Raw genomic sequence first — 24,911 nt, forward strand, 5'->3', positions numbered from 1 at the left:
TAGAAAAGGACCTTCCACTGATGGATAGGTCCTTTTCCTATTAAGCTTTAGACGTAACGAGCTGCTTATTCACTGCTGCATGAACTTCTGTTGGAAGCCCCCATAATTTGATGAATCCTACTGCGGCTGCTTGGTCGAACTCGTCATCAGACGTATACGTCGCCAATTTTTCATCATAAAGAGAATTATCGGATTTACGCCCTTCTACAATGGCATGCCCTTTAAAGAGTTTCACTCGCACGGTGCCGTTGACGACTTGTTGTGAGTCTTTGATGAACGCCTCCAAAGCACTTCGTAATGGAGAAAACCAAAGTCCGTTATAGATGAGCTCACTTAACTTTTGAGAGATAATAGGTTTGAAATGTGCCGTCTCCTTTACAAGCGTGATGTCTTCAAGTTCTTTATGCGCTTTTATCAGCGTCATGGCACCTGGACATTCATACACTTCACGGGATTTAATGCCAACGAGACGGTTTTCAACATGGTCAATGCGGCCAACACCATGTTTGCCAGCAAGCTCGTTCAAATACAAGATCAGCGCATCAAGTTCAAATGCCTTTCCATCTAGACTTATAGGAACACCTTGTTTAAATGTAATCTCAACAACATCCGCCTGATCTGGTGCTTCTTCAATAGAAGACGTCAGACCATACGCATCTTCCGGCGGTGCTGCCCAAGGGTCTTCAAGAATTCCACATTCGTTACTGCGTCCCCAAAGGTTTTGGTCAATCGAATACGGACTGTCCAAGACGATTGGCACTGGAATGTTGTGCTCTTTTGCATAAGCAATCTCTTCTTCACGCGACCAGCTCCACTCACGAACGGGTGCGATTACTTCTAATGTTGGATCCAGCGCTTTAATCCCTACTTCGAAACGAACCTGATCATTTCCCTTACCTGTGCAGCCGTGCGCGACAGCCACCGCATTTTCCTTATGCGCGACTTCGACGAGCTTCTTAGCAATGAGCGGGCGGGATAACGCAGAAATAAGCGGATACTTTTCTTCGTAAAGTGTTCGTGCTTGGAGTGCCAGCAATGCATAATCCTGTGCGAACTCAGATTTAGCGTCAATAACATAACTTTCAATTGCACCGACTTGAAGAGCTTTCTGCTGGATGAAATCCAAATCTTTCCCTTCCCCAACGTCTAAACAACATGCAACCACTGCATAGCCCTGCTCCGTTAGCCATTGAACTGCTACAGAAGTATCAAGTCCGCCTGAATAAGCTAATACTACTTTTTTCTTCGTCATAATAAAATCCCCTCTCGCTACGTTATGTATCTTTATGCACAATAAAGTATATTTATAATAACACGTTGTTTCGTAAATGCAAAGAAAAATACTGATTCTTTTAATAGGCGAAATATTCTGTACCGCTACGAATCTGCACTTCAGTGAGTTTACACAATAAAAAAGCACATCATTTAAGATGTGCCTGATACTCGATATTAACTTAATCCGTGTGCTGCCATTGCGTCTGCCACTTTTAAAAATCCTGCTACGTTCGCTCCCATAATGAGGTTACCTGGTTTGCCGAAACGATCTGCGGCATCTATGCAACTTTCATAGATGGAGCGCATAACCACTTTCAAACGATCATCAACTTCTTCCGCAGTCCAGCGAAGACGCATGCTGTTTTGGGACATTTCCATCGCAGAAACGGCTACGCCCCCTGCATTCGCGGCTTTAGCTGGTGCAAATAGAATGCCATGTTCCTGGAAAATAGTAAGTGCCTCATTTGTACACGGCATATTTGCTCCTTCTCCAATAGCTGTAACACCATTCTTAATAAGAAGAAGCGCACTTTCCTCATCGATTTCGTTTTGAGTCGCACAAGGAAGGGCGATATCGCAAGGGATGCTCCATACCCCCGAACAATCTTCTATATAGCGCGCTTCGGGATGTGTTTTCACATATTCCTGAATCCGCTTGTTTTCCACTTCTTTTAACTGTTTCACACACTCCAGGTCAATACCATCTGAATCGACAATATATCCCGAAGAATCACTGCACGCAATCACTTTAGCTCCTAATTGCTGAGCTTTCTCCATCGCATAGATGGAGACATTTCCTGACCCTGATACAATCACCGTTTTGTCGGTAAATGACATGCCGTACTCCTTAAGCATCTCATCAGTGAAGTATACCGTTCCATATCCCGTAGCTTCTTTTCTGCCGAGACTTCCGCCGTGACTTGGATCTTTCCCTGTCAGGACTCCCGCTTCATAGCCGCCTTTTAAGCGTTTGTACTGGCCGAACAAATATCCGATTTCACGCTTTCCGACACCAATATCTCCCGCAGGCACGTCGATATCCGGACCGATGTGGCGACTCAATTCCGTCATGAAACTTTGGCAGAAGCGCATGATTTCACGATCCGACTTCCCCTTCGGGTCAAAATCAGAGCCGCCTTTACCAGCACCGATCGGCTGACCTGTTAGAGCATTTTTGAAGATTTGTTCAAATGCGAGGAATTTCATAATGCTGCTATTTACGGAAGGATGGAAACGAAGTCCGCCTTTATAAGGGCCGAGCTCACTGTTAAATTGAACCCGGTAGCCCCTATTGACATGTACCTTGCAACTGTCATCTTCCCAAGCAACACGAAATGTCAAAATCCGTTCCGGTTCTGTCAGTCTTTCCAAGATTCCATTTGTAATATATTCAGGGTGCTGTGCAAATACGGGACGGAGTGAATCAAAAATTTCCCGGGTTGCCTGGAGAAATTCAGTTTCGTTTGCATTTCTTCTTTTAACTTGCTCATAAACTTGATGCACATAATCATTTGAACGTCTTTGTACATCTACATTTTCTACATTTAATTTTGCCATACGCTTCCCCCTTAATCCCGAATCTATCATGCTGTATTTAATCAGTATACGCTAGTTTGAATATTTTTGAAAATACATTTTAATCAGCAAATAAAAACAGAGGGGGCGATCTCCTCTGTTTTAGGTTCCTATACGGCTCTTCATATCACTTTTTCACGATATTAAAGTTATCTTCGAGCAGCAGCCAGTTTTGCGGGAAAGCCAATCCAAGCTTCCAATACATAATCCCTCTGAGACTATACTTTTTCAATAAATCGAACTTGGCCTGAATACTCCTTGCATCCTCAAACCATACTTCATGCTGAATATTGTTTTGATCGATATATGTGAAAAATGGTGCTTGTGCAACATAGTCATACTCAATCGCTTCATTTTCACGGATGGCCAGTTCTGTCGCCTGTCTGGGACTAAGCGCTTTTGCAGGCTGCCCGCCTTGAGTCGGATAAGGTTTAGACCAATCATACCCATACAAGTTTTGACCTAAAAAGATTTTCGTTCTTGGAATTTCCGAAACTGCGTATTTGACTACTTGTTCTACCTGGGGTAATGGGCTCACAGCTTGGGGCTCACTGTACGTATACCCCCATTCATATGTCATCAACGATACAAAATCCACAATTTCTCCATGGGCTTTATAGTCGTGCGCACCGTAAATCCCCGTTTTGACATCGCTCACTTTTGGAGCTAGAGCGGTGGATAATGTCAGGCCCGCAGGATGGAAACGATCTCGTGCGCGTCGTAAAAAGGCATTGTATAGTTGTCGGTCTTCCGGGAATAATAACTCAAAATCAAAATGGATATCTTTGTATCCTACTCTGTTTGCGACTTCTAATATGTTCGTAAATAATAAATCCTGAACTCCTTTGCTTACAAAAATATCATGAGCTAAGGGTGCACTAAATGCGAAATCTTCCAAGTTGCTAATAACCATTGCATTCAGTGCTCCTGCATTTGCAGCGATTTCAGGCAAGTTTGCAGTGGACGGGGCTTTTAGTGTTCCATCGCGTTTCACTTCATAACTGAACATTGCCAAATAAGTTAATGCAGCTACCCGATTTTTTGTTTCAGCAATCATCACTTGTGTGACCGGTGTTCTTGGCTCCACGTATAGTAATGACTGCGCAGGTGTCTTAGGAGCCGGTGGAATGTATAGCCGCTGACCTACTGTCAAAGGCGCTGATAAAGAAATCTGGTTAATGTTGGCGAGCTCTGAAATCGTCATCTTTTCTTTACGTGCAATCTCATATAGAGTATCCCCTGGCTGCACCCAATAATAACTGCCTGTTATTGGAATCACAAGTGCTTGACCTACAGCCAGCTTCCCTGAATTCCCCAATTCATTTGCATCCGCAATTTCCTGCCACTGAATTCCATATTGTCTCCCTATTGTAAATAGACTCTGACCTTTTTGAACAACGTGGATTTGCACTAATATGCACACCTTTCCATACAAATTCGTAATCCATTGTATGTTTGCTGTTCTTCATCTATTCATACAAATCATTCCACGGGTAGAAACATGCTGACCGCTCATACTAGTCAAGAAAGAAAATACAACTTAAATTAGGGAGGACAACAATGACTACAAATCAAGACGGAGTAACCCATCAAAACATGCATACGGGAACAGTTCCCCCGAACATGAACCACGGAGGACATGAGCTTTTTGATGTTCACGAAGTGTTATCAAGTGCGATTGGCGCACTTAACCAGGCGATTCTGCTTCGCCCGCATGTGAAAGACCCGGAGTTGCTGGATATACTCGATCGTCAGTACCGATTTACATTAGACGAGTATAACATCACGGTGGAATGCTTTAAATCCGGTCATGACCCATCTCATCCAACATCCAGCTATAAAATGAAAGAAGGCAATGATTTCATTTACGGCATGAAGCCTGGCCAGCCTAAAAAGCCCATCACGAATGCTTCTGAAATTACGGATGAAATTATTTCCGGGTTCTTATTAGGTTCTGCAAAAGCAGGTGCTTCCATGAAAGCCATGGCAGCCTGTGAAGTATGTAATCCTGTTGTTCGGAGGGTGCTTGCTGATTCGGTTCCGAACTGTATTGAAATGGCTTATGAATTAGCGATTTATCAAAACAAACATCATTACTACCAAGTGCCTCAATTAGCGTCACAGGATATGACGCAATTACTCAATGCATTTGCTCCTGCCGGTCAGCCTGGAATGCCACCATTGCAATAATGGTTAGTACCTTATATGTTGAATCATCTCTATATCAAAATAAATAACCGTAAGCGCCTTTTTGGCGCTTACGGTTATTTTGATTTTTTGTAGAAGGAAGAAGGCGGATCAGAGATAAAGGTATGCTGCTCTTTTGTTACTGGATGGATTATCGTTAATTTAACTGCATGAAGTCCAAGCCGTTTTAAGGGATTAGTCGAGGCACCATACTTCTTATCACCGGCAACAGGATGTCCAATTTCCTCCATATGCACGCGAATTTGGTTTTTACGCCCTGTTTCCAATCTCAATTCAAGTAAAGAATACTGTGCACCCATTTGGAGCCGCTTGTAACGCGTGATTGCTTTTTGGCCGCCATTATTTGTCGGGTTTGAATAGACTTTGAACGTTCGGGTCTCTTTCAGCCAGGAAATGATTTCACCTGTTTCGTTTCGAACCTTACCTTCGACAAGAGCTGCATAGCCGCGTTCTTTGACTGACTCCTCCCAATTGTCTTGAAGCATCTTTTTTACTTCCTCAGTTTTAGCGAAGAGCATGACTCCTGAAGTTTCGCGATCCAGGCGATGAACGATGAAGACACGATTACTTCTATTTGCTTTCCGTACATACGCAGAGAGCTCGCTGAACGCGGTCATTTCTTTTTTATCTTTTGCCGCCATCGACAGCAATCCCGCTTCCTTGTCGATTACGATAATGGCATCATCTTCATACATAATGGACAGTCCTGAAAGTTCACTGTCATTTTTCGCAGCTAGATTGGTCATAATTTCAACCCGGTCTCCTGCTTTCAACAATTTGTCATGTTGAGTAGTGGGTTCTCCATTGACTGTAACTTGCCCCCTGGATAAAATCCCTTTCACTGCATTTCTGCTTTTAGATATTGCCTGTAACAAAAAAGGAAGCAGTGTTTGTTCCTGTTCTACTTTATATACCGCTGCTTGCGGAGTTGATGGTTTTGAGTTATTTCGCATAGTCACGTCTCCTTATCCATTCATTATGCGCAACCTTTCAAGAAATATCAAACCTGATTTAGGATAAGGCTTTTAGACCGATAACTCCCACAATTATTAAAGCAAGGCTTCCAATTCTTGCAAGACTTTTAGATTCACCGAAAAAGATCATATTCAATAACACGGCACCCGCTGTCCCAATTCCAATCCATACCGCGTAAGCTGTACTTACTTGTAAATACTGAAACGATGAATATAGAAATACAAATGATAGACCGAATCCGCCTAAAAACATGAATCCTGTAGGAATGGTCTTTCTTTTGCTATATTTGTTCAATCCGATAACTCCTATAAATTCAAAGACCGCTGCTAACGCTACAAATAACCATCCCATTTTAACGATTCCCTTCTGCTGCTATTTTTTCATCATGACCATCCGCAAGTTTCAAACCAATAACGCCCGCCACTAATAGGACGATGAAGAATATTTTACCGCCGCTTAAAGTCTGGTCAAAGAAAAATACGTCCATTAAAGCAGTCCCGACTGTACCAATTGCTGCAAATATGGCATACACAGTTCCTGTCGGTAATGTCTCACACGCTTTAGAAAGAAAGTGAAAGTCGACGAAAATGAACAAAACAATTGGAATCCAATGCCACCATACTGAAGCTACGTTAAAACCAAAAATCCATACAAGTTCAAAGAAACTAGTTGCTGCTACATAAAGCCATGCTTTTTTCATTAGAAATACTCCTTCTCCCAGATGACTGACTGTCATTCATTTTATTCTATATTATATTATTAACGGAAATCCTTTAATCGACTGACAAAACCTATTGCCAGTCGATAGTCATTTCTACTGAATGCTTGCTTATTTCGTGTACCCTAGTGCATTCATTAAAAATAATAACGTTTCCCGTTTTTGTTCAGTAGCGCGTATATCTTGATCGAATTCTTCATCATACAAATATATTTGTTCTGCTGCGGATTCCGTTAAGCCAATTATCAATTTCGCCAATTGATCCGGATGACTGTCAGCGCGTATTACCTTTTGTTTTTGTCCATTTTCAACAAGTGAACTCACCCACTGGTACATTGGTGCGTATACGCTTTCCCATTCTTTCAAATGTTCTGTAGACGCCAACCCCGAATAAATCATTGCTTGTATCTCGTGATGTTCCTTGTTCACTGCGAAAATCGCATCTGTAAATTGTTGGAGCTGCTCATCAAATGATGCTGTTTCATCAACAGTTTCGATGACTGTCTTCAGCGTAAGCTGCACCATAACTTCTGCAATAGCAGGCATTAAAGACAATTTAGACGGAAAGTATAAGTAAAATGTCCCCTGGGCGATCCCTGCAGTTTTCACAATGTGCGAGACGGTCGTCTTCTCAACACCCTTCTCAGTAAACACTTGAATTGCAGATTGAACAATCTTTTCTTTCTTGTTCACAAAAACCCCTCCACGACTGACTGACTGACTGACTGTCATTCATTATAAACCAATCCCTTGAGAACTTCAAGTTTTTCAGAGGGATTGGGTATTTTTATGCAGCTTTGTTACTTCCATTCAAATGGTGTTTGTTGGTACACATAGTAGTTCAACCAATTTGAGAACAACAGATGTGTATGCGAACGCCATGTATTGGGCGGATTCAACGTCGCATCATCGTTCGGGAAGTAGTTTTTAGGGATATCTATATCAAGTCCCTTAGCAGAATCACGATCATATTCTTCCTGAAGCGTGCCCGCGTCGTATTCTAAGTGCCCCGTAATCATAATGTTTTTAGCGTCTTTCGACAGGACAATAAATGGACCAACTTCGTCCGAATATGAAAGAATACTTATTTCATCGTGAGCTTCTATGTCCTCTTTTGAAACACCTGTATGTCTAGAATGAGGAGCTGGAAACAGATCATTGAATCCTCTTGCAAGATTGACGGTCGGATCTGTCACGATATGATCAAAAATACCAAAACACTTAGCAGGTAACTGTTGTTTATCAATTCCATAGTAGTGATAAAGCGCAGCTTGAGCTCCCCAGCAAATATGCATGGAAGAAGTCACGTGCTCTTTTGCCCAATCTAAAATGTCCTGCATTTCACTCCAATATTCGACCTGCTCAAATTCCATTTGCTCTACTGGCGCACCTGTTACAATCATTCCATCGAACTTTTCGTTCTTAACTTGAGGGAAAGTTTTATAAAATGTATCCAAATGATTTTTGCTCACATTTTTTGATACATACGTTTCTGTATGTAAGAAAGTGATGTCTACTTGGAGCGGTGTGTTGCCTAGAAGACGTAAAAGCTGCAGTTCAGTCTTCTCTTTTTGCGGCATTAAATTTACAACAAGAATACGCAGCGGTCTAATATCTTGTGAGGTTGCGCGTTCTTCATCCATCACAAATATTTTTTCTTGCTTCAGTAATTCTCCTGCAGGCAATTGCTTAGGTATTGTAATTGGCATATCCTTCACTCCTATTCAGCCCATCAAAAAACTTCCGCTTTCTGCAAGAGAGAAAGTGGAAGTCATCAGCCGTTCCTCTTATCTCTCAAGACAATGTCTTGTGGAAGTAGCACCTTCCTGATTTCTTCAGGGGTTGCTGAAACGTCTTAGGGCCATTTCCCTCAGTTTCTCTTGATAAGCATATTCAATTACTGAACAGTATACCATTTCTAATTTGTTTGTATAGTCTAACTTTAAATGGAATCATTTTTATTAATAGAGAAATAACGAATCAGTCGTCATATTGGGCTCTGGAAAACCCTCTCCCTAAAATTTCGGACGCGTTCAGGAAGATGACGAAAGATGTCGGCTCTTGTTCCTGCACAATCTTTTTAAAGTAAATGGCTTCGGATTGTTCTACGACGCAGAGAATCATAGTTTTCTCCTGGTTCGAGTAACCTCCCAAAGACTTCACTTTTGTTAACCCGCGATTGAGCTCACTGCTAATGAGTGCTTGAACTTTTTCTTCTTGTTCTGTAATGATCAGGATCAGCTTAGTAGGCGAAGTTTGAAGCTGTACAAAGTCGATTACCTTGCTTGTCACATAAATTGCCATCATGGCATATAGAGCGAGTTCCAAGTCAAAGACAAACGCAGATATGATAACAACAGCCCCATCTACAATGAGCTGAGCGAATCCACTGGAAAAGTTCGTATATTTTTTTAGAATTTGTGCTATTAACGCAGTTCCGCCAGTGGAACCGTTCCCTCGATAAACAATTCCCAGACCGATACCGAGCATAATCCCGCCATAAATAGAACTGAGTAATGGATTATGAATCGGAACATTAATGTCTGTTGTCAGGAAGATGAAAAACGGAACAAAAAATGTACCGACAATCGTACGCCAGCTAAAGTCTTTCCCTACCAGGACCAGACCTAAAATGAGAAGCGGTAAGTTAATGATCCACTGCACATAAGCAGGATTAAATCCATATAGTTCATAAACAATTGTGCTTATGCCTGAAACACCGCCTGCAGCTATGCGAGAAGGTAAAAGAAAAATAGTAAATGCCAGTCCGACAAACGCCGAGCCTACAATAATTTGAAGATAGTCAAATAGCGCTGATTTCTTAAATTGAGTGAAAGTCATCGTGTCCCTCCGTTCATGTCAACTGTACTATTCTATCAAATAACCTGTACGTTGTGACCGTTGACAGTGAAAAGAGGAGAAGTTCCTTCATTCAAATTGTTCTGAATTAATTCACTTTCGACAAATGATCAACCATTATTTTGCATTTTGTAACATGCAATTGTATGATTATAGAAGAATTCAGGTACCATTGAAGGAGGTTCTCTTATGAGGAGTTTAGGCGTAGTAAGAAAAGTTGATCATTTAGGGAGAATAGTTATCCCAATTGAATTGCGTGAGACAATGAAACTTCCTGAAGGACAACCACTTGAATTTTTCACAGAAGCGGAGAATATCATTCTCAGAAGCTACAAAATTCGTGAAGCATGTGTGATTACCGGGGAAATTTCTTCCGATAATTTTGAACTGTCAAATGGCATGTTCGTAAGCCCAGCAGGTGCTGAAATTATTCTCAAAGAGGTAAAACAAGCTTTTTAACGTGTGATTGAAATGACTGCTGTCAGGAAGTAATTGTTCTTACTCGACAGCAGTCATTTCATTAATAATCTTACGCTTCAGGATGATCGAGGAAGGCTGTAATTTCTTCGCGTGTTTTTCTGTCCTTACTAACAAAGCGACCCTTTTCTTCGCCGTGGCTGTAAACTAGAAAGCTTGGAATCCCAAAAATATCATGTTCTGCGCAAATATCGATAAACTGATCGCGATCTACATAGACGAATTCGTATTCGGGATAATCTGCCTCGATGCTTGGAAGTAATGGATCGATAACGCGGCAATCCGGACACCAATCTGCTGAAAACAAAAACGCTGTACGTTCCCCTTGTTTTAGTACCTCAAATTGTTCAGCTGACTGTAGTTTTTCCATTTGACATTCCCCCTTAATGCACTTAGTATACCATTCCCTAAGTTGTGCACAGTGAATTTAGCTCAATACGTTCTTGCCGCATCTATGTAAAAAAGCAAAGAAGAGCCCACTATCTGCTCTTCTTCACTTCCTTTTGACCAGTCTTTACTCTTTCGTCTGTTGCCCATTCAAATGCATTGGGGGAGGGATGATCCATCCTTTTTCTTTGTTCAGTTTCAGGAGTTTTGCTCCAAACATGACCTTGTCTGCATGGAACTTAGCAAACATCGCCGCAATGTCTTCACGCAAACATTGCCCCATTACTTGGCTGCAGGAAACTAATGCCTGCCCTACGTTGATAGAGACAGCTCCACTGATTTCAGGATCCATGAAACGTGCACCCGGCGGGATATCATCTGCAGAGCAAGTTGGACGGTCTGGAAGCGTTGGAGGAGGCATAATGCCATTTTCCTTTAGAACTTCTTCAATCTGTTTGTCATGATCTCTCATCATGTCGACAGCTTCTTGCAAAAGTTTTTTAAGCCCCTCGTCTCCAGCATGGTTTATAAAAGTCTGATACGCACTAATCAGTCCTTTGTTTGCACCAACATATGCCCAGCATCCAATGACTTCTCCATAATGCATCGGCTGATCTTTCGGATTACCGCTAAGAATTCCCAATTTCTTCTCCTCTTTTCTTTGAATGTCTGTGTTCATTCTTAGGATGAGAAGAATCTGAAAAATTATTCCTATTATTCGTCATTTGGATTATTTATAAATACTTCTATGCCAGAAACGCTGCTTTGCCAGCGCATTTATATAGGCTTGACTAACATCGGATTGTTTTTTCTCTACAATAATTCCCGGTCCTTCTTGAACAGATGTCATCGGTATATGTCTTGAGCCGTCATTTGTGAAGGCAATTGGTTTAAAGTGTTTCCAAGCTTCTTCAATATAGTTTCGCATATAACTGTTAAATTCTGCAGCGTTGCCTGACGTCCCCCCGCCTACAAATAAGCTGTCATATAGGACCGGTGATGCCGTTATAAACGTCTGGTTGGCTACAGCTGTTTTACCTCCCCTGCCTTTAACCGACCCAATTCTTTCACTGATGATATCTACCGTGACCCCGGCGTTTCGAAGGGACCTAACAGCATTTCCAATGGCCGTACTGTCAAATCCATCCCCGATCAAAACCGCCACCTTCAAGGTTTCTGGAACGAATGTCGTATTTTTCATGCTCAATGCTGGTGAAGCTGCTTCAGAAGTTGCCGGTGTGCATTCTGGACGCTTGACACCAACCGCAGTTGCAATTGCTGCGGAAAGTCCGCTATCAACGTTACAGAACATATCCACAACTTGCTGGCGCACGGATTGACTTTGAACTTTACCCACTTCAAAACTGAATGCATCAATAATGTGCTGTTTTTCATAAGGTGCCATGCTATTCCAGAAAAGTCGTGCTTGAGAGAAATGGTCATCGAACGATGGACTCCCAGCCCGGATGACATGCCCTTCTACTTTTTCTTGATAATGTTCGTATCCGCCCTGATCGGCAGGTGTTGTGGAAGGAGTATTATCCGCGAGTGAGTTCTTGTGATAACTGACTTGACCGACGTCAATGCGCTGCCTGCTGAACCCATCTCTCTGGTTATTATGAAATGGACATACTGGACGATTAATCGGAATTTCAGCGAAGTTGGGCCCGCCTAAACGGAGCAATTGCGTATCCAGGTAGGAAAACAATCTTCCCTGCAATAATGGATCATTCGTAAAATCGATACCCGGAACCACATTGCCTGGATGGAATGCCACTTGCTCGGTCTCTGCGAATACGTTATCAACATTGCGATTTAGCGTCATTGTTCCTATAATTTCAACAGAGACAATTTCTTCTGGCCATAACTTGGTAGCGTCTAGAATATCAAAATCAAACATGAACTGATCATCTTCAGGAATAAGCTGAACACCTAAATCGTATTCTGGAAAGCTTCCGGCATTGATATTTTCCCATAAGTCACGGCGCTGGAAGTCGGGGTCTTTTCCGCTAATTTGCTGGGCTTCATCCCACACTAACGAGTGCATGCCAAGTTTAGGTTTCCAATGAAACTTCACAAAATGTGCAATTCCCTCTGAGTTGACTAAACGGAATGTGTGTACCCCGAACCCTTCCATCTTTCTAAAATTGGTTGGTATTCCCCGATCTGACATAAGCCACATGATCATATGCGCCGATTCTTGATTATTTGCTACAAAGTCCCAGAAGGTATCATGAGCAGTAGAAGCTTGTGGAATTTCGTTATGAGGTTCCGGTTTTGTAGCGTGAATCAGGTCGGGGAATTTGATTGCATCCTGTATAAAGAACACAGGCATATTATTCCCGACTAAGTCATAATTTCCTTCTTCTGTATAGAACTTCACTGCAAACCCTCGTACATCCCGTGCTGTATCGGAGGAACCTTTACTTCCTGCGACATTCGAAAACCTTGTAAATAATGGAGTCTTCGTACCCGCTCCTTGCAAAAACTTTGCGGATGTATATTTTTTCATGCATTTGTGTAAAACGAATTCTCCATGGGCTGCATATCCTCTTGCATGAACCACCCGCTCTGGAATTCTTTCATGGTCAAAATGTGTGATTTTTTCCCTTAGATGAAAATCTTCCAGCAAGGTTGGTCCCCGTACTCCTGCTTTCAAAGACTGTTCGTCTCCAGATACTTTCACACTTTGATTGGTCGTCATTTGTGTACCGAAATTATTCACACGGTAATTGTCTAATTGGCGTTGCTTTGCGTCATGGCTCTCCCCGTTAGGCAGTTCACTATTTGTATACTTCACGCAATCCCCTTTCACCCTTTGGTGTTACACTCCTTGCTAGAATATGCAACGACATTCAGGCGGGTTACCCAGCACATAACCGAGGGCGTTCTTGCTATACTAAAAACACAAAGGAGCGTTTTGCTATGACACATTACTTTGCAGCCATCCCTGTCCCATTTAAATTGGTACAAGAAAAACTCACATCTTGCAGCCTGCATTATGACCTTCCTACTCATTATAAGGTGATTCCGCACCCGGATGATCTGCACGTTACAGTGCTCTTTTTCGGCGGACTTACTCATCCCCAGCTTGAACTTGTAAAACAAGAAATGCAGAAATTAGCCGAACGTACGCATGCATTCACGATTGCAATAAATGGCATTTCATTTTTCGGAAACCCCATCGGCCCGCGAGTCGTGTATCTTGCTGTTTCGAATCCTTCTTCATTAACTGGAGTGTATCGTGAACTTTCTAAACGTTTGGAAACAGTTTTACAAAAACCGGCAGCATTAGACTACACACCGCACGTTACAATCGCTAAAAAGAAAAAGAATACGAACGCAGTTCCAATTATTCAAGAACAGTTTGAACCATTGACTTTGGACGTCTCTGGATTAATTCTTTATTCCATTGATCCTGCGGCATCTCCTAAGTATTCCCCTGAATTCATATTTCCATTTATCAATTCTTCTCGTATTGATGGCTAAGTTCTGCACATACTGAAACGGATGAAACCATACGAGAGGAGCTTGAATATGGGCCGTGATGAACATTCTAAAGGTGGAAAGAATGCTGCTTCACTTCCGCAAACACCTAAAAATCAAAAACTATCCGCTTCAGACATGAGAGCAGAAATTGCACGCGAACTGGATAACATTGAGTCACTTGTGAAGCAGCGGGAATCAGCGAAAAAACGCAAGTAAAAAACCGGCCATCTCCTTTTTTTATGGAGTGGGCCGGTTTTTTTATACCGTAAATTGATTCATATTCTGCTGTAACTGCTCAGCAAGTTCTGCCAGAAGTTGAGCACTTGCAGAAATCTCTTCGTTGACAGCTAGTTGTTCATCTGAAGAGACACGTGCGGATTCTGCTTCGTCTGCAGCTTGTTGTGCTAACGATTCAATTGAAGCAGCATGGTCAACCACATTTTGAATCATGGTCTTCATGATTTCAATTGAACTTGAAACTTTACTCACTCGCTCATCCACGTCAGATGCAGCCAATTCGATTTCCTCAAACACTTCGGTTGTCCGAGTCGTTACGACCAGGCCTTCTTGCATCTGATTTGCACTCACTTCCGTTTGTTCAACAGCGTGTCCTACATTTTCAATCATAACCGCAATAAGCTGATCGATTTCAGCAGAAGAACGTTTTGACTGCTCTGCCAAATTCCGGACTTCTTCAGCTACAACTGCAAAGCCTTTTCCGTGTTCACCAGCGCGTGCTGCTTCAATGGCTGCGTTAAGCGCCAGAAGATTCGTTTGATCCGCCAATCCTGTAATCATGGAGGTTACCCCGCGGATATTTTCCGAGTGCTTCGCCATTTCTGTAATTGTTTGCGCTGAGTTCTTCAGTAAAGAACTGATTGAAGACATTTTGTCAGAGAACGTCGTCAATGATGCGGAGCCTTCTTGGACTAATTTTGTTACTTGTTCTGATGACCGCAGCATTTCTTCGTTATCAGAAGAAATGGTATCTACCGTATTTAAAACCTCACTTATTGCTTCATTCGATTCGGCTACGAGCGATTGCTGGTCGGTACTCGCCTGCAAGCTTTGTTTAGAAATACCAGCTACCGTTTCCGAAGCAGCCAAGCTTTCTTCTGCTCCAGCAGAAAGCTGTTCCGCTTGAGATGCAAGCTGATGCGCAGAATCTCGTACATGTGTAATAACAGATCTCAAATTATTCGACATCCCATTAAATGCGGCAGCCATATCGCCAATTTCATCTTTGTTTTTAACCATCACAGGCTGCGCAGCTAAGTCGCCAGATGCAATTTGCTGAAATGCTTCAGTCATTTTACCGACAGGACGTGCAATCATCCTGCTTATTAAACGGGCAATAACAATTCCTGCAATTACTGCCAGAACCGCCATCCCAATAATTAAAAGTTTAACAGTTTGGATGGACTTCTCTAATTCTTTTTCTGCCTTGCTGCGTGCTTTTTCCTGTGCACTGATCATTTCGGATATTTGACCCGTCATCACATCTTGATAGAGTGAAGCTTGTGAAGAAACTTCTATACCGCGCTCTTTTGACTCAATTTGATAGCTTTTGATTGCTTTGTCTGTCAGCTCATCGTAACTTGTGGAAGAGCTGAGAATCTCGGCAAGCTTTTCTTTGTTTTTCTTAGTATGCAGCATCTGCTCTAGTGTTTCTGACTTCTCTTTAAATTCTTTAATAAGTGTTTCCCGGCTTTCCAAATAGGAAATTTGGTCAAAAATCATATAACCGCGAATTTCATTTGATTTTTGTGATTGCAGGGCATTCAATTGTTCCAGAATCATCACTTTCTGAATACGATCATTGATGAGGGCTTTGTATTCACGATCTAATGTAGTTAACGCCCAAAAGCTTGCTGACCCCATTAGTGCCATAATGATTAATACAGCTAAAAAGCCAAACCACAGCCTTTTCCCAACAGTCATTCTCACAATATGTACCCACCTAACTATAGTCGAATAGCTTTAGTATATCCTACTTACAGATAGGCGTATAGGTCTAGTTTTCTAAAAATATCATTATTTCTATAGTCCTTATTATTTCATTTTTCTATAAATCACTGTATATCTTTCATCGCATGCTTGAATAGCAGTGCCAATCCATCCTGCTTTTAAAAGTTTCTGTTGCTCCGTTGTTTCTGCCATCTCAACTTCAATCGAGTCATCGTCCGTTACAGACACTTCAGTTACTAGATTCTTCATCATGATATAGCGGGTGAGCGTTCCGTATTTCACACTAAGTGCAGCGATATGCATTCCTAATTCAAATTTGTCTTTAATGCTCGCAATATTGAATGGTGCAACTGTCGTGCAAATATAGTTATAGTGATCTGTATCGACTTCATCCATCATGATTCTGCCGAGCTGCCGCTGTAAGCCATTCCCTTGAAATTCCGGATCGACATTGGTGATTTCTGAATACAGTACTGAACTCCATTGTTCTTTTGGAATACCTGCATCCTCTCCAAGATGCTCAGGGTCTTCACCGGGATCGAGGAATGCACGGAAGGCAATTAGATTCCCCTCCGCACGTACTCCGGCAAGCAATCCATTGCCATCTAGGATCGTGATGAATTCTTCATCTGTTAACGGCTGTAAAAAGGCCTTTTCAGATAAATGCCCGATGACTTTCGTTTGCAGTCTCTTAATTTCAGGAAGGTCCTGTTTTGTTAATTTCAGGACAGGAAGCGAGATGCCATTCTTTAACGTTACGTGCTTCATACAGACACCACTTTTTCACTGAATACCGTCAGTTCAGCTAAGACTGATTCGTCAATGTCAATCCCGAGCCCTGGCTTTTCGTTCAAACGAATATATGGGACATCGTATGTTAGATTTCCGACATCTTTGCTGAATTTTAAAGGTCCAGTCAGTTCAACACTTGACATCGACTTTTGTGAGAACGCCACATGGAATCCGGCTGCTGAACCAATCGATGATTCAACCATCGAACCTACCTGACAGTCGATCCCTGCCATTTCCGCCATATGCGCCAGTTTCATCGCAGGATACATACCGCCGCATTTCATGAGTTTGATGTTCACTTTGTCAGCTGCACGCTTTGCAATAATTTCTCGCATTTCACGAACTCCGCGAAGACCTTCATCTGCCATCAATGGCGTTGCACTTTTAGATTTCACTTCAACTAATCCATCGATATCGTCCGCTTTAACGGGCTGTTCTAACCAATCAAGATGACACGCTTCCAATTTTTTCATAGCCTGCAATGTTGTTGAACTGTTGACCCATCCTTGGTTGACATCCACTCGGATTGCAACTTCATCACCCACACGTTTACGAACGGCTTGAATGCGTTTTACATCTTCTGATGCATCTGTTCCGACTTTCATTTTAAACGATGTATAACCCGCTTCCATGCGATGCGCAGCCTCTTCGGCCATCGCTTCCGGCTTTCCAATGCTTAAGACGTGTGTAATCGGGAATTCACTATGGTAACGGCCCCCAAGTAATTGATAGGCTGGGATTCCAAGATTTTTACCAACTGCATCAAAACAAGCAATGTCAATTGCCGCTTTTGCTGTTGGAACTCCATAGATTTCTTTGTCCATTTTTTCATGAAGCCGTCCGAATTCGCTCGGATCCAGACCGATAACAGCCGGTGCCAGTGTATGACGAAGTACAGCAAATGTTCCTTCCCAGCTCTCCCCCGTTACATGATCATCGGCAACCGCCTCACCATATCCAACGATTCCAGTATCAGTTGTCAGCTTTACAATTATTGAAGGCATGTCCTCATAAGTTGCGTAACTAATGACGAATGGCTCGTGAAGTGGTAGTCTAATAGCGAAAATCTCAATTTCTTTAATTTTCATAAAATTGTCCCCTTCCTGCTTGGCAAGTTATTAATTTCATTGTATCATTGTCGTTAAATAGTCGCTAATTAAAAAGGTGGTTGAATATGAGAACAAAAGTAGCAATCTTCGGATCCGAGGAATTCTGCCAGCGTGCCATGCACTTCACAGAACAGCGCAGTGAAATTATAGTAGATTTGTATCCTTATAGCGTTCCAAGCGAAGCACCTGCTCTATTGAAGAAACTGCTTCCTTGTGATGCGATTCTATTTTCAGGATCCCTTCCCTATGTAGCTTCGACTGCTGTATTAGCTTCGATACCTGTTCCCGCGGTCTATCTCAAACAAGACGAAACTGAGATTACGACTACCTTATTATCCATTTCACTGCATCAAAGCTTAGACTTAGAAAAAGTATCGATAGATGTCCGTGATCGGAATGTTTTAGAAAACGTTTTTGATGATATAAAAGCTGGTGAAAAACGGCCTTTGATTTATCAATTGGAAGAGGATTATGAATTGGAGGATCTGGTTCAATTTCATGCAACGGCCTATACGGAAAATCCGGACAATATCGCTATTACAAGTGTGCACGCTGTCTATGACCGCTTATCTGCGCTGGGAATACCAGTTCATAAAATGATCAGTGTGAAAAGCTCATTTCTTAAAACGATTGACCGGGTTTGCCAAGAAGCACTGTTCCAAAAAAGCGAGACTTCTAAGATAGCTGCCGGTATTTTAGATGATTCCAACCTGAAGACTGAAGAGAAGGACAGTTATAAACGGCTCTCACAATTGTTGCAGGCCCACTGCATTCATTCCGAGGAAGGGATTTTGTTTTACACAACCCTGGGGGCTATTCAAACAGCTGTGCACCTATCTGAATTTCATCAACTTGTTAAACTTGTGAGCGGTCAGCTGGCTTTTGGAAGCGGCCGAACACTTACATCGGCGAAGGAAAACGCTATGAGTGCCCTCCGTTACATGCAAACTGAACAAAACTCGGGTCTCTATTTGCTGGACGAGAAAAAGGAATTGCATAGTCTTCTGCATTCTGAAGGCAGTACGGTTGAATTACGAGTGATTGAACCAGTCCTAACTGAAATCGCTGAAAAAACAGCGCTAAGTCCAGCAGTATTATCAAAGCTTGCAACATTCGGTCAAAGCCAGCAGTCCACCCAATTCACTGCAAATGATTTAGCAAGTCATCTTGGAGTTTCCCGCAGAACTGCAGAAAGAACTATTAAAAAGCTTTTGACGAGTGCATATGCGAACACAGTTGGTGAAGAGATGACGTATCGCCAAGGCAGGCCGCGTGCCGTGTATGAGCTGAACTTTCCCGTATATTGAAGAAAAGGCTGTCCAGAAAATCAGATTTCGTCTGATTTCCTGAACAGCCTCACATTTTTACGAATGCACGGGTATTTGCTCTTCTTCCATTGAATCCCCAAGTATTTTCTCTTCCTCAGCATCTACACGTTCTTTTTCCTCTGCTGTCATTTTCACAATAGAGAATCCAGTTAACGCATAAATAATGGATAGAATCGGCACAACGAAGTTGATAATCGCATATGGACCATATTCTGTCACACCGACCCCAAGGGTTCCGAGGATGAAGACCCCGCACGTATTCCACGGAATAAACACAGATGTTAATGTTCCTCCGTCTTCCAGCGCACGAGATAAGTTTTTAGAACTAAGTCCCTTATCTTTATACGCTTTACTGAACATACGGGAAGGCACGACAATTGAAATGTACTGTTCTGAACACGTTGCGTTCGTCATGAAACACGCGCCAATCGTTGAAATAATTAACGATGATGTCGATTTTACAACTTTCATGAGCTGATCCATGATTGCCTTCAGCATACCTGAATACTCTAATATTCCGCCAAACGTCATTGCCACAATCGTCATCGATACGGTATACATCATCGAATCCAGTCCGCCGCCGTCAAACAAATTGTCGACAAGCTTATTTCCTGTTTTAATAGAAAATCCCTCTTGTAACGCAACGAGTGCTTCAGTAACTGACCCGCCTTGTATAAAGATCTGGCTTAAGAAGCCCATTACAATCCCGACTATCAAAGCTGGAACAGCTGGAACTTTCAGCGCCACCATGACAATGACTGCTAAAGGTACGAGTAACAGCCAAGGTGAGATTAAGAAACTTTCTTTCATGACTTTAGAAGTTTGTGCGATTTTTTCCATATCTAAATTACCATTTGCAAAACGTCTTCCAAGCACCGTAAACACGCCAAATGCGATGAGCAGCGCTGGTATTGTTGTATATAACATGTGTTTAATATGGTCAAACAGATCTGTACCGGTTAATCCGGATGCCAGGTTTGTCGTGTCTGAAAGCGGTGACATTTTATCCCCAAAATAAGCACCTGAAATAACGGCTCCAGCAACCATACCGGCTGGAATTCCCATACTGAGTCCGATTCCCATACCAGCAACACCGATAGTCGCCATCGTAGACCAGGAACTTCCGATTGCGAGTGATACAATGGAACAAATAATCATAATTGCTACTAAGAACCAAGCAGGTGTGATTAACTTCAAACCATAAAAAATCATAGTAGCGACAATTCCGCCACCCATCCAGGCACCAATCGTAAGACCTACCAGCATTATAATGACGACTGCCGGAAGTGCCAGACGAATTCCCTTATACATCATTTCCTCTATTTCTTTCCAGTTGAATCCATATTTCCAAGCAACAAGGGATGCTATTGAAGTTCCAACGATTAACGGCATATGAGGGCCTTGTTTGAGCCAGACCACTGTGACCAGCATTACGCCAATCATAATGACTAATGGCAGTATCGCCATCCAAAAATTAATTTCCCGTTTCTCTTTCACTTTTCTTTGCTCCACTTGGAACCACCCCCAGTAAAATGTCAGACTAGCACTAACTGTCGCTTAATAGTCGTTAATCGAATAATAAACTCGCTTTTCTGCATTGTCAATAGTTTTTCTGGAAACGGTTACAATGGTATACTGAATAAATCAGGATGATTTTACACGATTCAGCTCCCTCCTTCCCAGATACTGAGAATGATCTGGGTACAATTCTATAGAACAAAGGTGGTTACTGCCCATGAAAAAGGAGCATAAAAAGGAGTCATTCTGGCACTTGGTACGCCGTTATTTATTTATTGCAATTGGTGCTGGTTTAGCCGCAGTTGCTTTGGAATTATTTTTAATTCCAAATTCAGTCATTGATGGTGGAATTATCGGGATTTCACTGATTGTTAATTATTTAAGTGACATCCCCTTCGGTATTCTGATTCTGCTGTTCAACATACCTTTTGTATTTTTTGGCTACAAGCACATCGGTAAAAACTTTTTCCTCTCTTCCACTTTTGCAATTGTCTTTTTGGCAATCATAGAATTCCCATTGAAAGCGGTCGGTCCTTTTGTGACAGATCCACTCCTTGCGACAGCTTTTGGAGGAATACTTCTCGGTGCGGGTGTGGGGATTGTCATTCGTAATGGCGGTGCTTTAGACGGAACCGAGATATTGGGAATATTGCTGACAAAGAAAGTGCCATATTCTGTCGGAGAATTTGTCATGTTTCTTAATATCTTCATCTTCGGATGGGCGGGTTTTGTGCTCGGTCCTGAAAAAGCGATGTACTCCATTTTGACCTATTACATAGCTGCTAAAGCGATAGACGCGGTGATTCAAGGGTTTGATGAAACAAAAGCAGCAATTATTGTTTCGGATGAATTCGAAGAAATGGCAGCTGCGATCGGCAAGCGCTTAGGCCGCTCGGTTACAAAACTTCACGGAAAAGGCGGTTATAGTGATAACGAAAAGGACGTCATATATGTAGTAGTGACACGTCTTGAGCTGACAAAGTTAAAAGAAATTGTTCACGACATTGATCCTTCTGCGTTTACAACCATTATGGATACGCAGGAGACTCACGGTTCACGGTTTAAGTCAGCGATCCATTAATAAATAAAAGGGCTGTCCTCGGATGTCATTCGTATGACTCCATGGGACAGCCCTTTTTTGGGTGTACGCCGTGCCTTTCGAAAAAATTCCACTGACGTTCTAGGCATTTAAATTCCAACAAGTTGTATAGACATCCATTCCGCTATGCATGCTGAAGACAAACAGCAAAGACTACCGGAATGGAGAGTTGACAATGCAGCGTGTGCAAAAGAAGAATGGGACATTTCTATTCAGTATGAAACAATTGCTTTTGATGTTGTTAAGCTTGTCTGTATTTGATGCATTTGCAACAGATTTCGGACTGCGCCTTGAACTGATTAAGGAAGCCAATCCAATGGCAAGTTTTGTGTATGGGAGCAGTATTTTTTTGTTTTATTTGATGAAGATTGGATTTCCAATCAGTCTATTTGCACTGGAGCCGGCAGTCGACCGCTCTCGTATCGTGCGATGGCTTCTTCAATTTACGATAGGTCTTTACGCTGTCGCAGTTGGAGTGCATATATTTTGGATGATGCTTCAATTCTCATAAGGGACGCCCCGTATTTCAACTGAATTCGTGTTGGTGCTATACTGTCAGTACAACGACTAAGTGAAATGGCGGGTACATAGATGAAACAAACAATAGGAATTCTTGCGCACGTGGATGCAGGGAAAACAACATTTTCAGAACAACTTCTTTACCTGACGAAGCAAATTCGAGAACGCGGCCGTGTAGATCATCAAGATGCTTTCTTGGATAATCATTCAATTGAACGTGCTCGGGGAATTACGGTCTTTGCAGAACAGGCGGAAATCGACTATGAAGGAAATTGCTTTACACTAATTGATACACCCGGTCATGCTGACTTCTCTCCCGAGATGGAAAGAGCGGTTCAAGTAATGGATGCTGCGATTGTCTTAGTCAGTGCAGTTGACGGAGTTCAAGGCCATACAGAAAGGGTTTGGCAGCTGTTGCGTGAAGCACAAGTCCCTACTTTTTTATTCATCAATAAAATGGATCGTGAAACAGCCGACGCTGCTGCAATTATGAGCGAACTACACGACTCCTTATCTATGGATTGTTTTGACTTAGGTCTCATAGATCATGGCGATACGATGTCCGAAGAGTTGGCAGAATGGCTAGCTGAGCGTGATGACACACTGCTCAATCGGTATTTGGAGACTGGCTATGATAAAGAATCTTGGATGGAAACGCTGAAGGGGCTTGTTCAGAAGGGGATAGTTTTTCCGTGCGGCCAAGGATCTGCATTGAAAGACATCGGCATCGGGCCTTTCTTTTCTAAATTTGCCACTCTTACGAATCGAACGGAGTCTTGTGAAACTTCAGCACCCTTCTCTGCATCTGTCTATAAAATCCGCCATGATGAAAATGGACAGCGCATTACGTTTCTAAAGGTCCTTAGCGGTACTCTTAAAGTCCGCGATGAATTGACGGCGGGAAACCTGGCAGAAAAAGTTACACAAATCAGGGTGTACAGCGGAACTAAATTCACAGCAGTCTCACAAGCAAAAGCTGGAGATTTGGTAGCAGTGACGGGTCTCTCGAATGCTTCATCCGGAGATACGATCGGCCTTGACACCGGACGGGTCCAGTTCAGTTCTATTCCTGCACTAAAAGCAGCGGTCCAGTATGATCCGGCCTATTCCAGTAAAGATGTGTGGAATGTGTTCAGCATACTCGATGCTGAAGATCCGACGTTACATGCGATATGGAATGAACATAGCCAGGAAATTGAAATCCGTGTGATGGGGGTTATCCAACTTGAAGTCCTAGAACATATTGTGCACGAACGTTTCAATATGAATGTAACATTTGGAACTCCCGCGATTCTTTATAAAGAAACGATTGCTTCAACGGTTACGGGATACGGTCATTTCGAACCGCTCAAACATTATGCAGAAGTTCATGTCAAAATGGAACCTGCCGAACGGGGATCAGGCATTCACTTTAAATCGCGCTGTCATACGGATGCTCTGTCACCCGGTCACCAGCGTGTCATAGAAAAACATTTGTTTGAACGCGATCATCATGGACTCTTAACAGGTTCTCCGCTGACAGATATCACCGTTACATTAGTAACGGGCCGCTCCCATAACGAGCATACTTCTGGCGGCGATTTCAGAGAATCACTTTTCCGCGCACTCCGGCAGGGGCTCGAGCAAGCTGAAAATCTTCTTCTTGAACCGTACTATGCCTTTAAAATGAAAATCGACAGCGACCATATCGGACGGGCATTGACTGATATTCAAACGGCCCATGGAATTTTCAATGCTCCTGAAACGTTTGGGAGCTCTACTACAGTCACTGGCCGCGTTCCTGTTGCCTCCTTCATGAACTACAGTACGGAATTTGCTTCCTACACTGGAGGGAAAGGTGTTCTTGTTTTAACGTTAGACGGGTATGGTCCTTGTCACAACCCGGAAGAAATCATCGAGACCATAGGGTACGACAAATCTGCCGATCCAGAATACTCGTCTTCATCCGTGTTTTGTGCGAAAGGAAAAGGATATGCAGTCCCTTGGCAAGAAGCGAAAGCTGCCATGCATTGTGATGTGGAGTAAGAAAGGGAGTTTTTTTATGAAACGAGTGATTGTTACTGGCTATAAACCCCATGAACTCGGGATCTTTGATGCTAAAAATCCGGGGATTGCTATTATAAAAAGAGCATTGGCAGATCGTCTTTCAGGACTTGTTGAAAATGGTTTGGAATGGGTTATCATCAGCGGCCAGCCCGGATGCGAGACGTGGGCTGGACAAGTTGTCGATGAATTAAGAGAGGCTTATCCAACCCTTCAGCTAGCCCTTATTACACCATTCTTAGAGCAGGATAAAAATTGGAATGAACTGAAGAAGCTGGATTATGAAGAGCTTCAGCTTATAGCTGATTATCAAGTAAGTTTGACGAATCGCCCATATGAAGCCCCGTGGCAGTTCATTGAGCGGGATAAGTTCTTGCTTAGGAATTCGGATGGCTTGCTCGTCGTCTACGATGAAGAAAACGACGGCTCACCGAAATTCATGAAACGGATGGCGGAAAAATATGCAGAAAAGCAACCCTATGAGGTCTTAACGATAGCAGCGGATGACTTGCAGCTGATTGCAGAAGATATCCAGCGTGCAGAACAAGATTCCTTTATGGATTTTTGAACCT

At 42.6% G+C, this 24,911-nt stretch carries 25 protein-coding genes and 1 riboswitch; of the genes, 9 read left to right on the plus strand and 16 right to left on the minus strand.

Translation table 11 applies throughout. The features are described from left to right. Nucleotides 1-40: 40 nt before the first annotated feature. The 3 genes from PGH26_RS10330 to PGH26_RS10340 all read right to left on the minus strand — a co-directional run bounded on the left by PGH26_RS10330 (nt 41) and on the right by PGH26_RS10340 (nt 4,261). On the minus strand, nt 41-1,255 hold the full coding sequence (locus PGH26_RS10330; RefSeq protein ID WP_323693512.1) for an argininosuccinate synthase: 1,215 nt from the start codon (nt 1,253-1,255) through the stop codon (nt 41-43). 194 nt (nt 1,256-1,449) lie between these two features. Continuing rightward, complete coding sequence (gene gdhA, locus PGH26_RS10335) at nt 1,450-2,832, minus strand: NADP-specific glutamate dehydrogenase (protein ID WP_323691011.1); 1,383 nt, start codon at nt 2,830-2,832, stop codon at nt 1,450-1,452. 145 nt (nt 2,833-2,977) lie between these two features. After that, nucleotides 2,978-4,261 (minus strand): glycoside hydrolase family 18 protein, encoded by a 1,284-nt coding sequence (locus PGH26_RS10340; RefSeq protein ID WP_323691012.1) that lies wholly within the window; start codon nt 4,259-4,261, stop codon nt 2,978-2,980. Between the two features lie 149 nt (nt 4,262-4,410). Between PGH26_RS10340 and PGH26_RS10345 the strand changes: the two genes are divergently transcribed. Further along, nucleotides 4,411-5,040, plus strand: a complete 630-nt coding sequence (locus PGH26_RS10345) for a spore coat protein (protein WP_323691013.1) — start codon at nt 4,411-4,413, stop codon at nt 5,038-5,040. Between the two features lie 74 nt (nt 5,041-5,114). Here the strand turns inward: PGH26_RS10345 and PGH26_RS10350 are convergent, their stop codons facing one another. The 6 genes from PGH26_RS10350 to PGH26_RS10375 all read right to left on the minus strand — a co-directional run bounded on the left by PGH26_RS10350 (nt 5,115) and on the right by PGH26_RS10375 (nt 9,592). Continuing rightward, nucleotides 5,115-6,011 (minus strand): RluA family pseudouridine synthase, encoded by an 897-nt coding sequence (locus PGH26_RS10350; protein ID WP_323691014.1) that lies wholly within the window; start codon nt 6,009-6,011, stop codon nt 5,115-5,117. Nucleotides 6,012-6,069: 58 nt separating this feature from the next. Continuing rightward, entirely contained in the window at nt 6,070-6,384 is a 315-nt protein-coding gene (locus tag PGH26_RS10355) for a DMT family transporter (RefSeq protein ID WP_323691015.1), read from the minus strand. Between the two features lies 1 nt (nt 6,385). Further along, the gene (locus tag PGH26_RS10360) at nt 6,386-6,733 is read right to left on the minus strand and encodes a DMT family transporter (protein ID WP_323691016.1); all 348 of its coding nucleotides are present in this window, start codon (nt 6,731-6,733) and stop codon (nt 6,386-6,388) included. A 129-nt stretch (nt 6,734-6,862) separates the two neighbouring features. Continuing rightward, on the minus strand, nt 6,863-7,483 hold the full coding sequence (locus tag PGH26_RS10365; RefSeq protein ID WP_431312491.1) for a TetR/AcrR family transcriptional regulator: 621 nt from the start codon (nt 7,481-7,483) through the stop codon (nt 6,863-6,865). 68 nt (nt 7,484-7,551) lie between these two features. Further along, nucleotides 7,552-8,460: a homoserine O-acetyltransferase MetA gene (gene metA / locus PGH26_RS10370; protein ID WP_323691019.1), complete on the minus strand. Its 909-nt coding sequence runs from the start codon at nt 8,458-8,460 to the stop codon at nt 7,552-7,554. 75 nt (nt 8,461-8,535) lie between these two features. Further along, a riboswitch (SAM riboswitch) is annotated at nt 8,536-8,641 on the minus strand. A 90-nt stretch (nt 8,642-8,731) separates the two neighbouring features. Then, the gene (locus tag PGH26_RS10375; protein ID WP_323691021.1) at nt 8,732-9,592 is read right to left on the minus strand and encodes a YitT family protein; all 861 of its coding nucleotides are present in this window, start codon (nt 9,590-9,592) and stop codon (nt 8,732-8,734) included. Between the two features lie 207 nt (nt 9,593-9,799). Between PGH26_RS10375 and PGH26_RS10380 the strand changes: the two genes are divergently transcribed. Then, the gene (locus PGH26_RS10380; protein ID WP_323691022.1) at nt 9,800-10,069 is read left to right on the plus strand and encodes an AbrB/MazE/SpoVT family DNA-binding domain-containing protein; all 270 of its coding nucleotides are present in this window, start codon (nt 9,800-9,802) and stop codon (nt 10,067-10,069) included. Nucleotides 10,070-10,139: 70 nt separating this feature from the next. Here PGH26_RS10380 and PGH26_RS10385 read toward each other — a convergent pair whose 3' ends face one another. From PGH26_RS10385 to PGH26_RS10395, 3 genes are all read right to left on the minus strand, one after another. Further along, nucleotides 10,140-10,457: a thioredoxin family protein gene (locus tag PGH26_RS10385; RefSeq protein WP_323691023.1), complete on the minus strand. Its 318-nt coding sequence runs from the start codon at nt 10,455-10,457 to the stop codon at nt 10,140-10,142. A 144-nt stretch (nt 10,458-10,601) separates the two neighbouring features. Next, the gene (locus PGH26_RS10390; RefSeq protein ID WP_323691024.1) at nt 10,602-11,117 is read right to left on the minus strand and encodes a DUF3231 family protein; all 516 of its coding nucleotides are present in this window, start codon (nt 11,115-11,117) and stop codon (nt 10,602-10,604) included. 87 nt (nt 11,118-11,204) lie between these two features. Further along, complete coding sequence (locus PGH26_RS10395) at nt 11,205-13,274, minus strand: catalase (protein ID WP_323691025.1); 2,070 nt, start codon at nt 13,272-13,274, stop codon at nt 11,205-11,207. A gap of 125 nt (nt 13,275-13,399) precedes the next feature. On the opposite strand from PGH26_RS10395, the gene thpR reads away from it, so the two are divergent. Then, nucleotides 13,400-13,963 (plus strand): RNA 2',3'-cyclic phosphodiesterase, encoded by a 564-nt coding sequence (thpR, locus tag PGH26_RS10400; RefSeq protein WP_323691026.1) that lies wholly within the window; start codon nt 13,400-13,402, stop codon nt 13,961-13,963. 48 nt (nt 13,964-14,011) lie between these two features. Continuing rightward, on the plus strand, nt 14,012-14,179 hold the full coding sequence (locus PGH26_RS10405; RefSeq protein ID WP_323691028.1) for a YfhD family protein: 168 nt from the start codon (nt 14,012-14,014) through the stop codon (nt 14,177-14,179). A gap of 42 nt (nt 14,180-14,221) precedes the next feature. Here the strand turns inward: PGH26_RS10405 and PGH26_RS10410 are convergent, their stop codons facing one another. From PGH26_RS10410 to PGH26_RS10420, 3 genes are all read right to left on the minus strand, one after another. Further along, the gene (locus PGH26_RS10410) at nt 14,222-15,904 is read right to left on the minus strand and encodes a methyl-accepting chemotaxis protein (RefSeq protein WP_323693513.1); all 1,683 of its coding nucleotides are present in this window, start codon (nt 15,902-15,904) and stop codon (nt 14,222-14,224) included. A 111-nt stretch (nt 15,905-16,015) separates the two neighbouring features. Then, nucleotides 16,016-16,699 carry a GNAT family N-acetyltransferase gene (locus PGH26_RS10415; RefSeq protein ID WP_323691029.1) on the minus strand — a complete coding sequence of 228 codons (684 nt, stop codon included), beginning with the start codon at nt 16,697-16,699 and terminating at the stop codon, nt 16,016-16,018. After that, nucleotides 16,696-17,811 (minus strand): mandelate racemase/muconate lactonizing enzyme family protein, encoded by a 1,116-nt coding sequence (locus tag PGH26_RS10420; RefSeq protein WP_323691030.1) that lies wholly within the window; start codon nt 17,809-17,811, stop codon nt 16,696-16,698. The genes PGH26_RS10415 and PGH26_RS10420 overlap by 4 nt, the downstream gene beginning before the upstream one ends. An 86-nt stretch (nt 17,812-17,897) precedes the next feature. On the opposite strand from PGH26_RS10420, the gene PGH26_RS10425 reads away from it, so the two are divergent. Then, nucleotides 17,898-19,139, plus strand: coding sequence for an HTH domain-containing protein (locus PGH26_RS10425; RefSeq protein WP_323691031.1), 1,242 nt, complete (start codon nt 17,898-17,900; stop codon nt 19,137-19,139). A 57-nt stretch (nt 19,140-19,196) separates the two neighbouring features. Here PGH26_RS10425 and nhaC read toward each other — a convergent pair whose 3' ends face one another. Beyond that, nucleotides 19,197-20,627, minus strand: a complete 1,431-nt coding sequence (gene nhaC, locus PGH26_RS10430; protein ID WP_323693514.1) for a Na+/H+ antiporter NhaC — start codon at nt 20,625-20,627, stop codon at nt 19,197-19,199. 268 nt (nt 20,628-20,895) lie between these two features. Here nhaC and PGH26_RS10435 point away from each other — a divergent pair, with 268 nt between their 5' ends. From PGH26_RS10435 to PGH26_RS10450, 4 genes are all read left to right on the plus strand, one after another. After that, on the plus strand, nt 20,896-21,759 hold the full coding sequence (locus PGH26_RS10435) for a YitT family protein (RefSeq protein WP_323691032.1): 864 nt from the start codon (nt 20,896-20,898) through the stop codon (nt 21,757-21,759). Nucleotides 21,760-21,952: 193 nt separating this feature from the next. After that, nucleotides 21,953-22,288, plus strand: coding sequence for a DUF5658 family protein (locus PGH26_RS10440; protein ID WP_323691033.1), 336 nt, complete (start codon nt 21,953-21,955; stop codon nt 22,286-22,288). 80 nt (nt 22,289-22,368) lie between these two features. After that, nucleotides 22,369-24,321 carry a translation factor GTPase family protein gene (locus tag PGH26_RS10445; protein ID WP_323691035.1) on the plus strand — a complete coding sequence of 651 codons (1,953 nt, stop codon included), beginning with the start codon at nt 22,369-22,371 and terminating at the stop codon, nt 24,319-24,321. 16 nt (nt 24,322-24,337) lie between these two features. Continuing rightward, nucleotides 24,338-24,907 carry an SLOG family protein gene (locus PGH26_RS10450; RefSeq protein WP_323691036.1) on the plus strand — a complete coding sequence of 190 codons (570 nt, stop codon included), beginning with the start codon at nt 24,338-24,340 and terminating at the stop codon, nt 24,905-24,907. Nucleotides 24,908-24,911 lie beyond the last annotated feature (4 nt).

Origin of the sequence: Sporosarcina jeotgali, from assembly GCF_033304595.1 — a bacterium.
In the GTDB taxonomy this organism is placed as follows: domain Bacteria; phylum Bacillota; class Bacilli; order Bacillales_A; family Planococcaceae; genus Sporosarcina; species Sporosarcina jeotgali.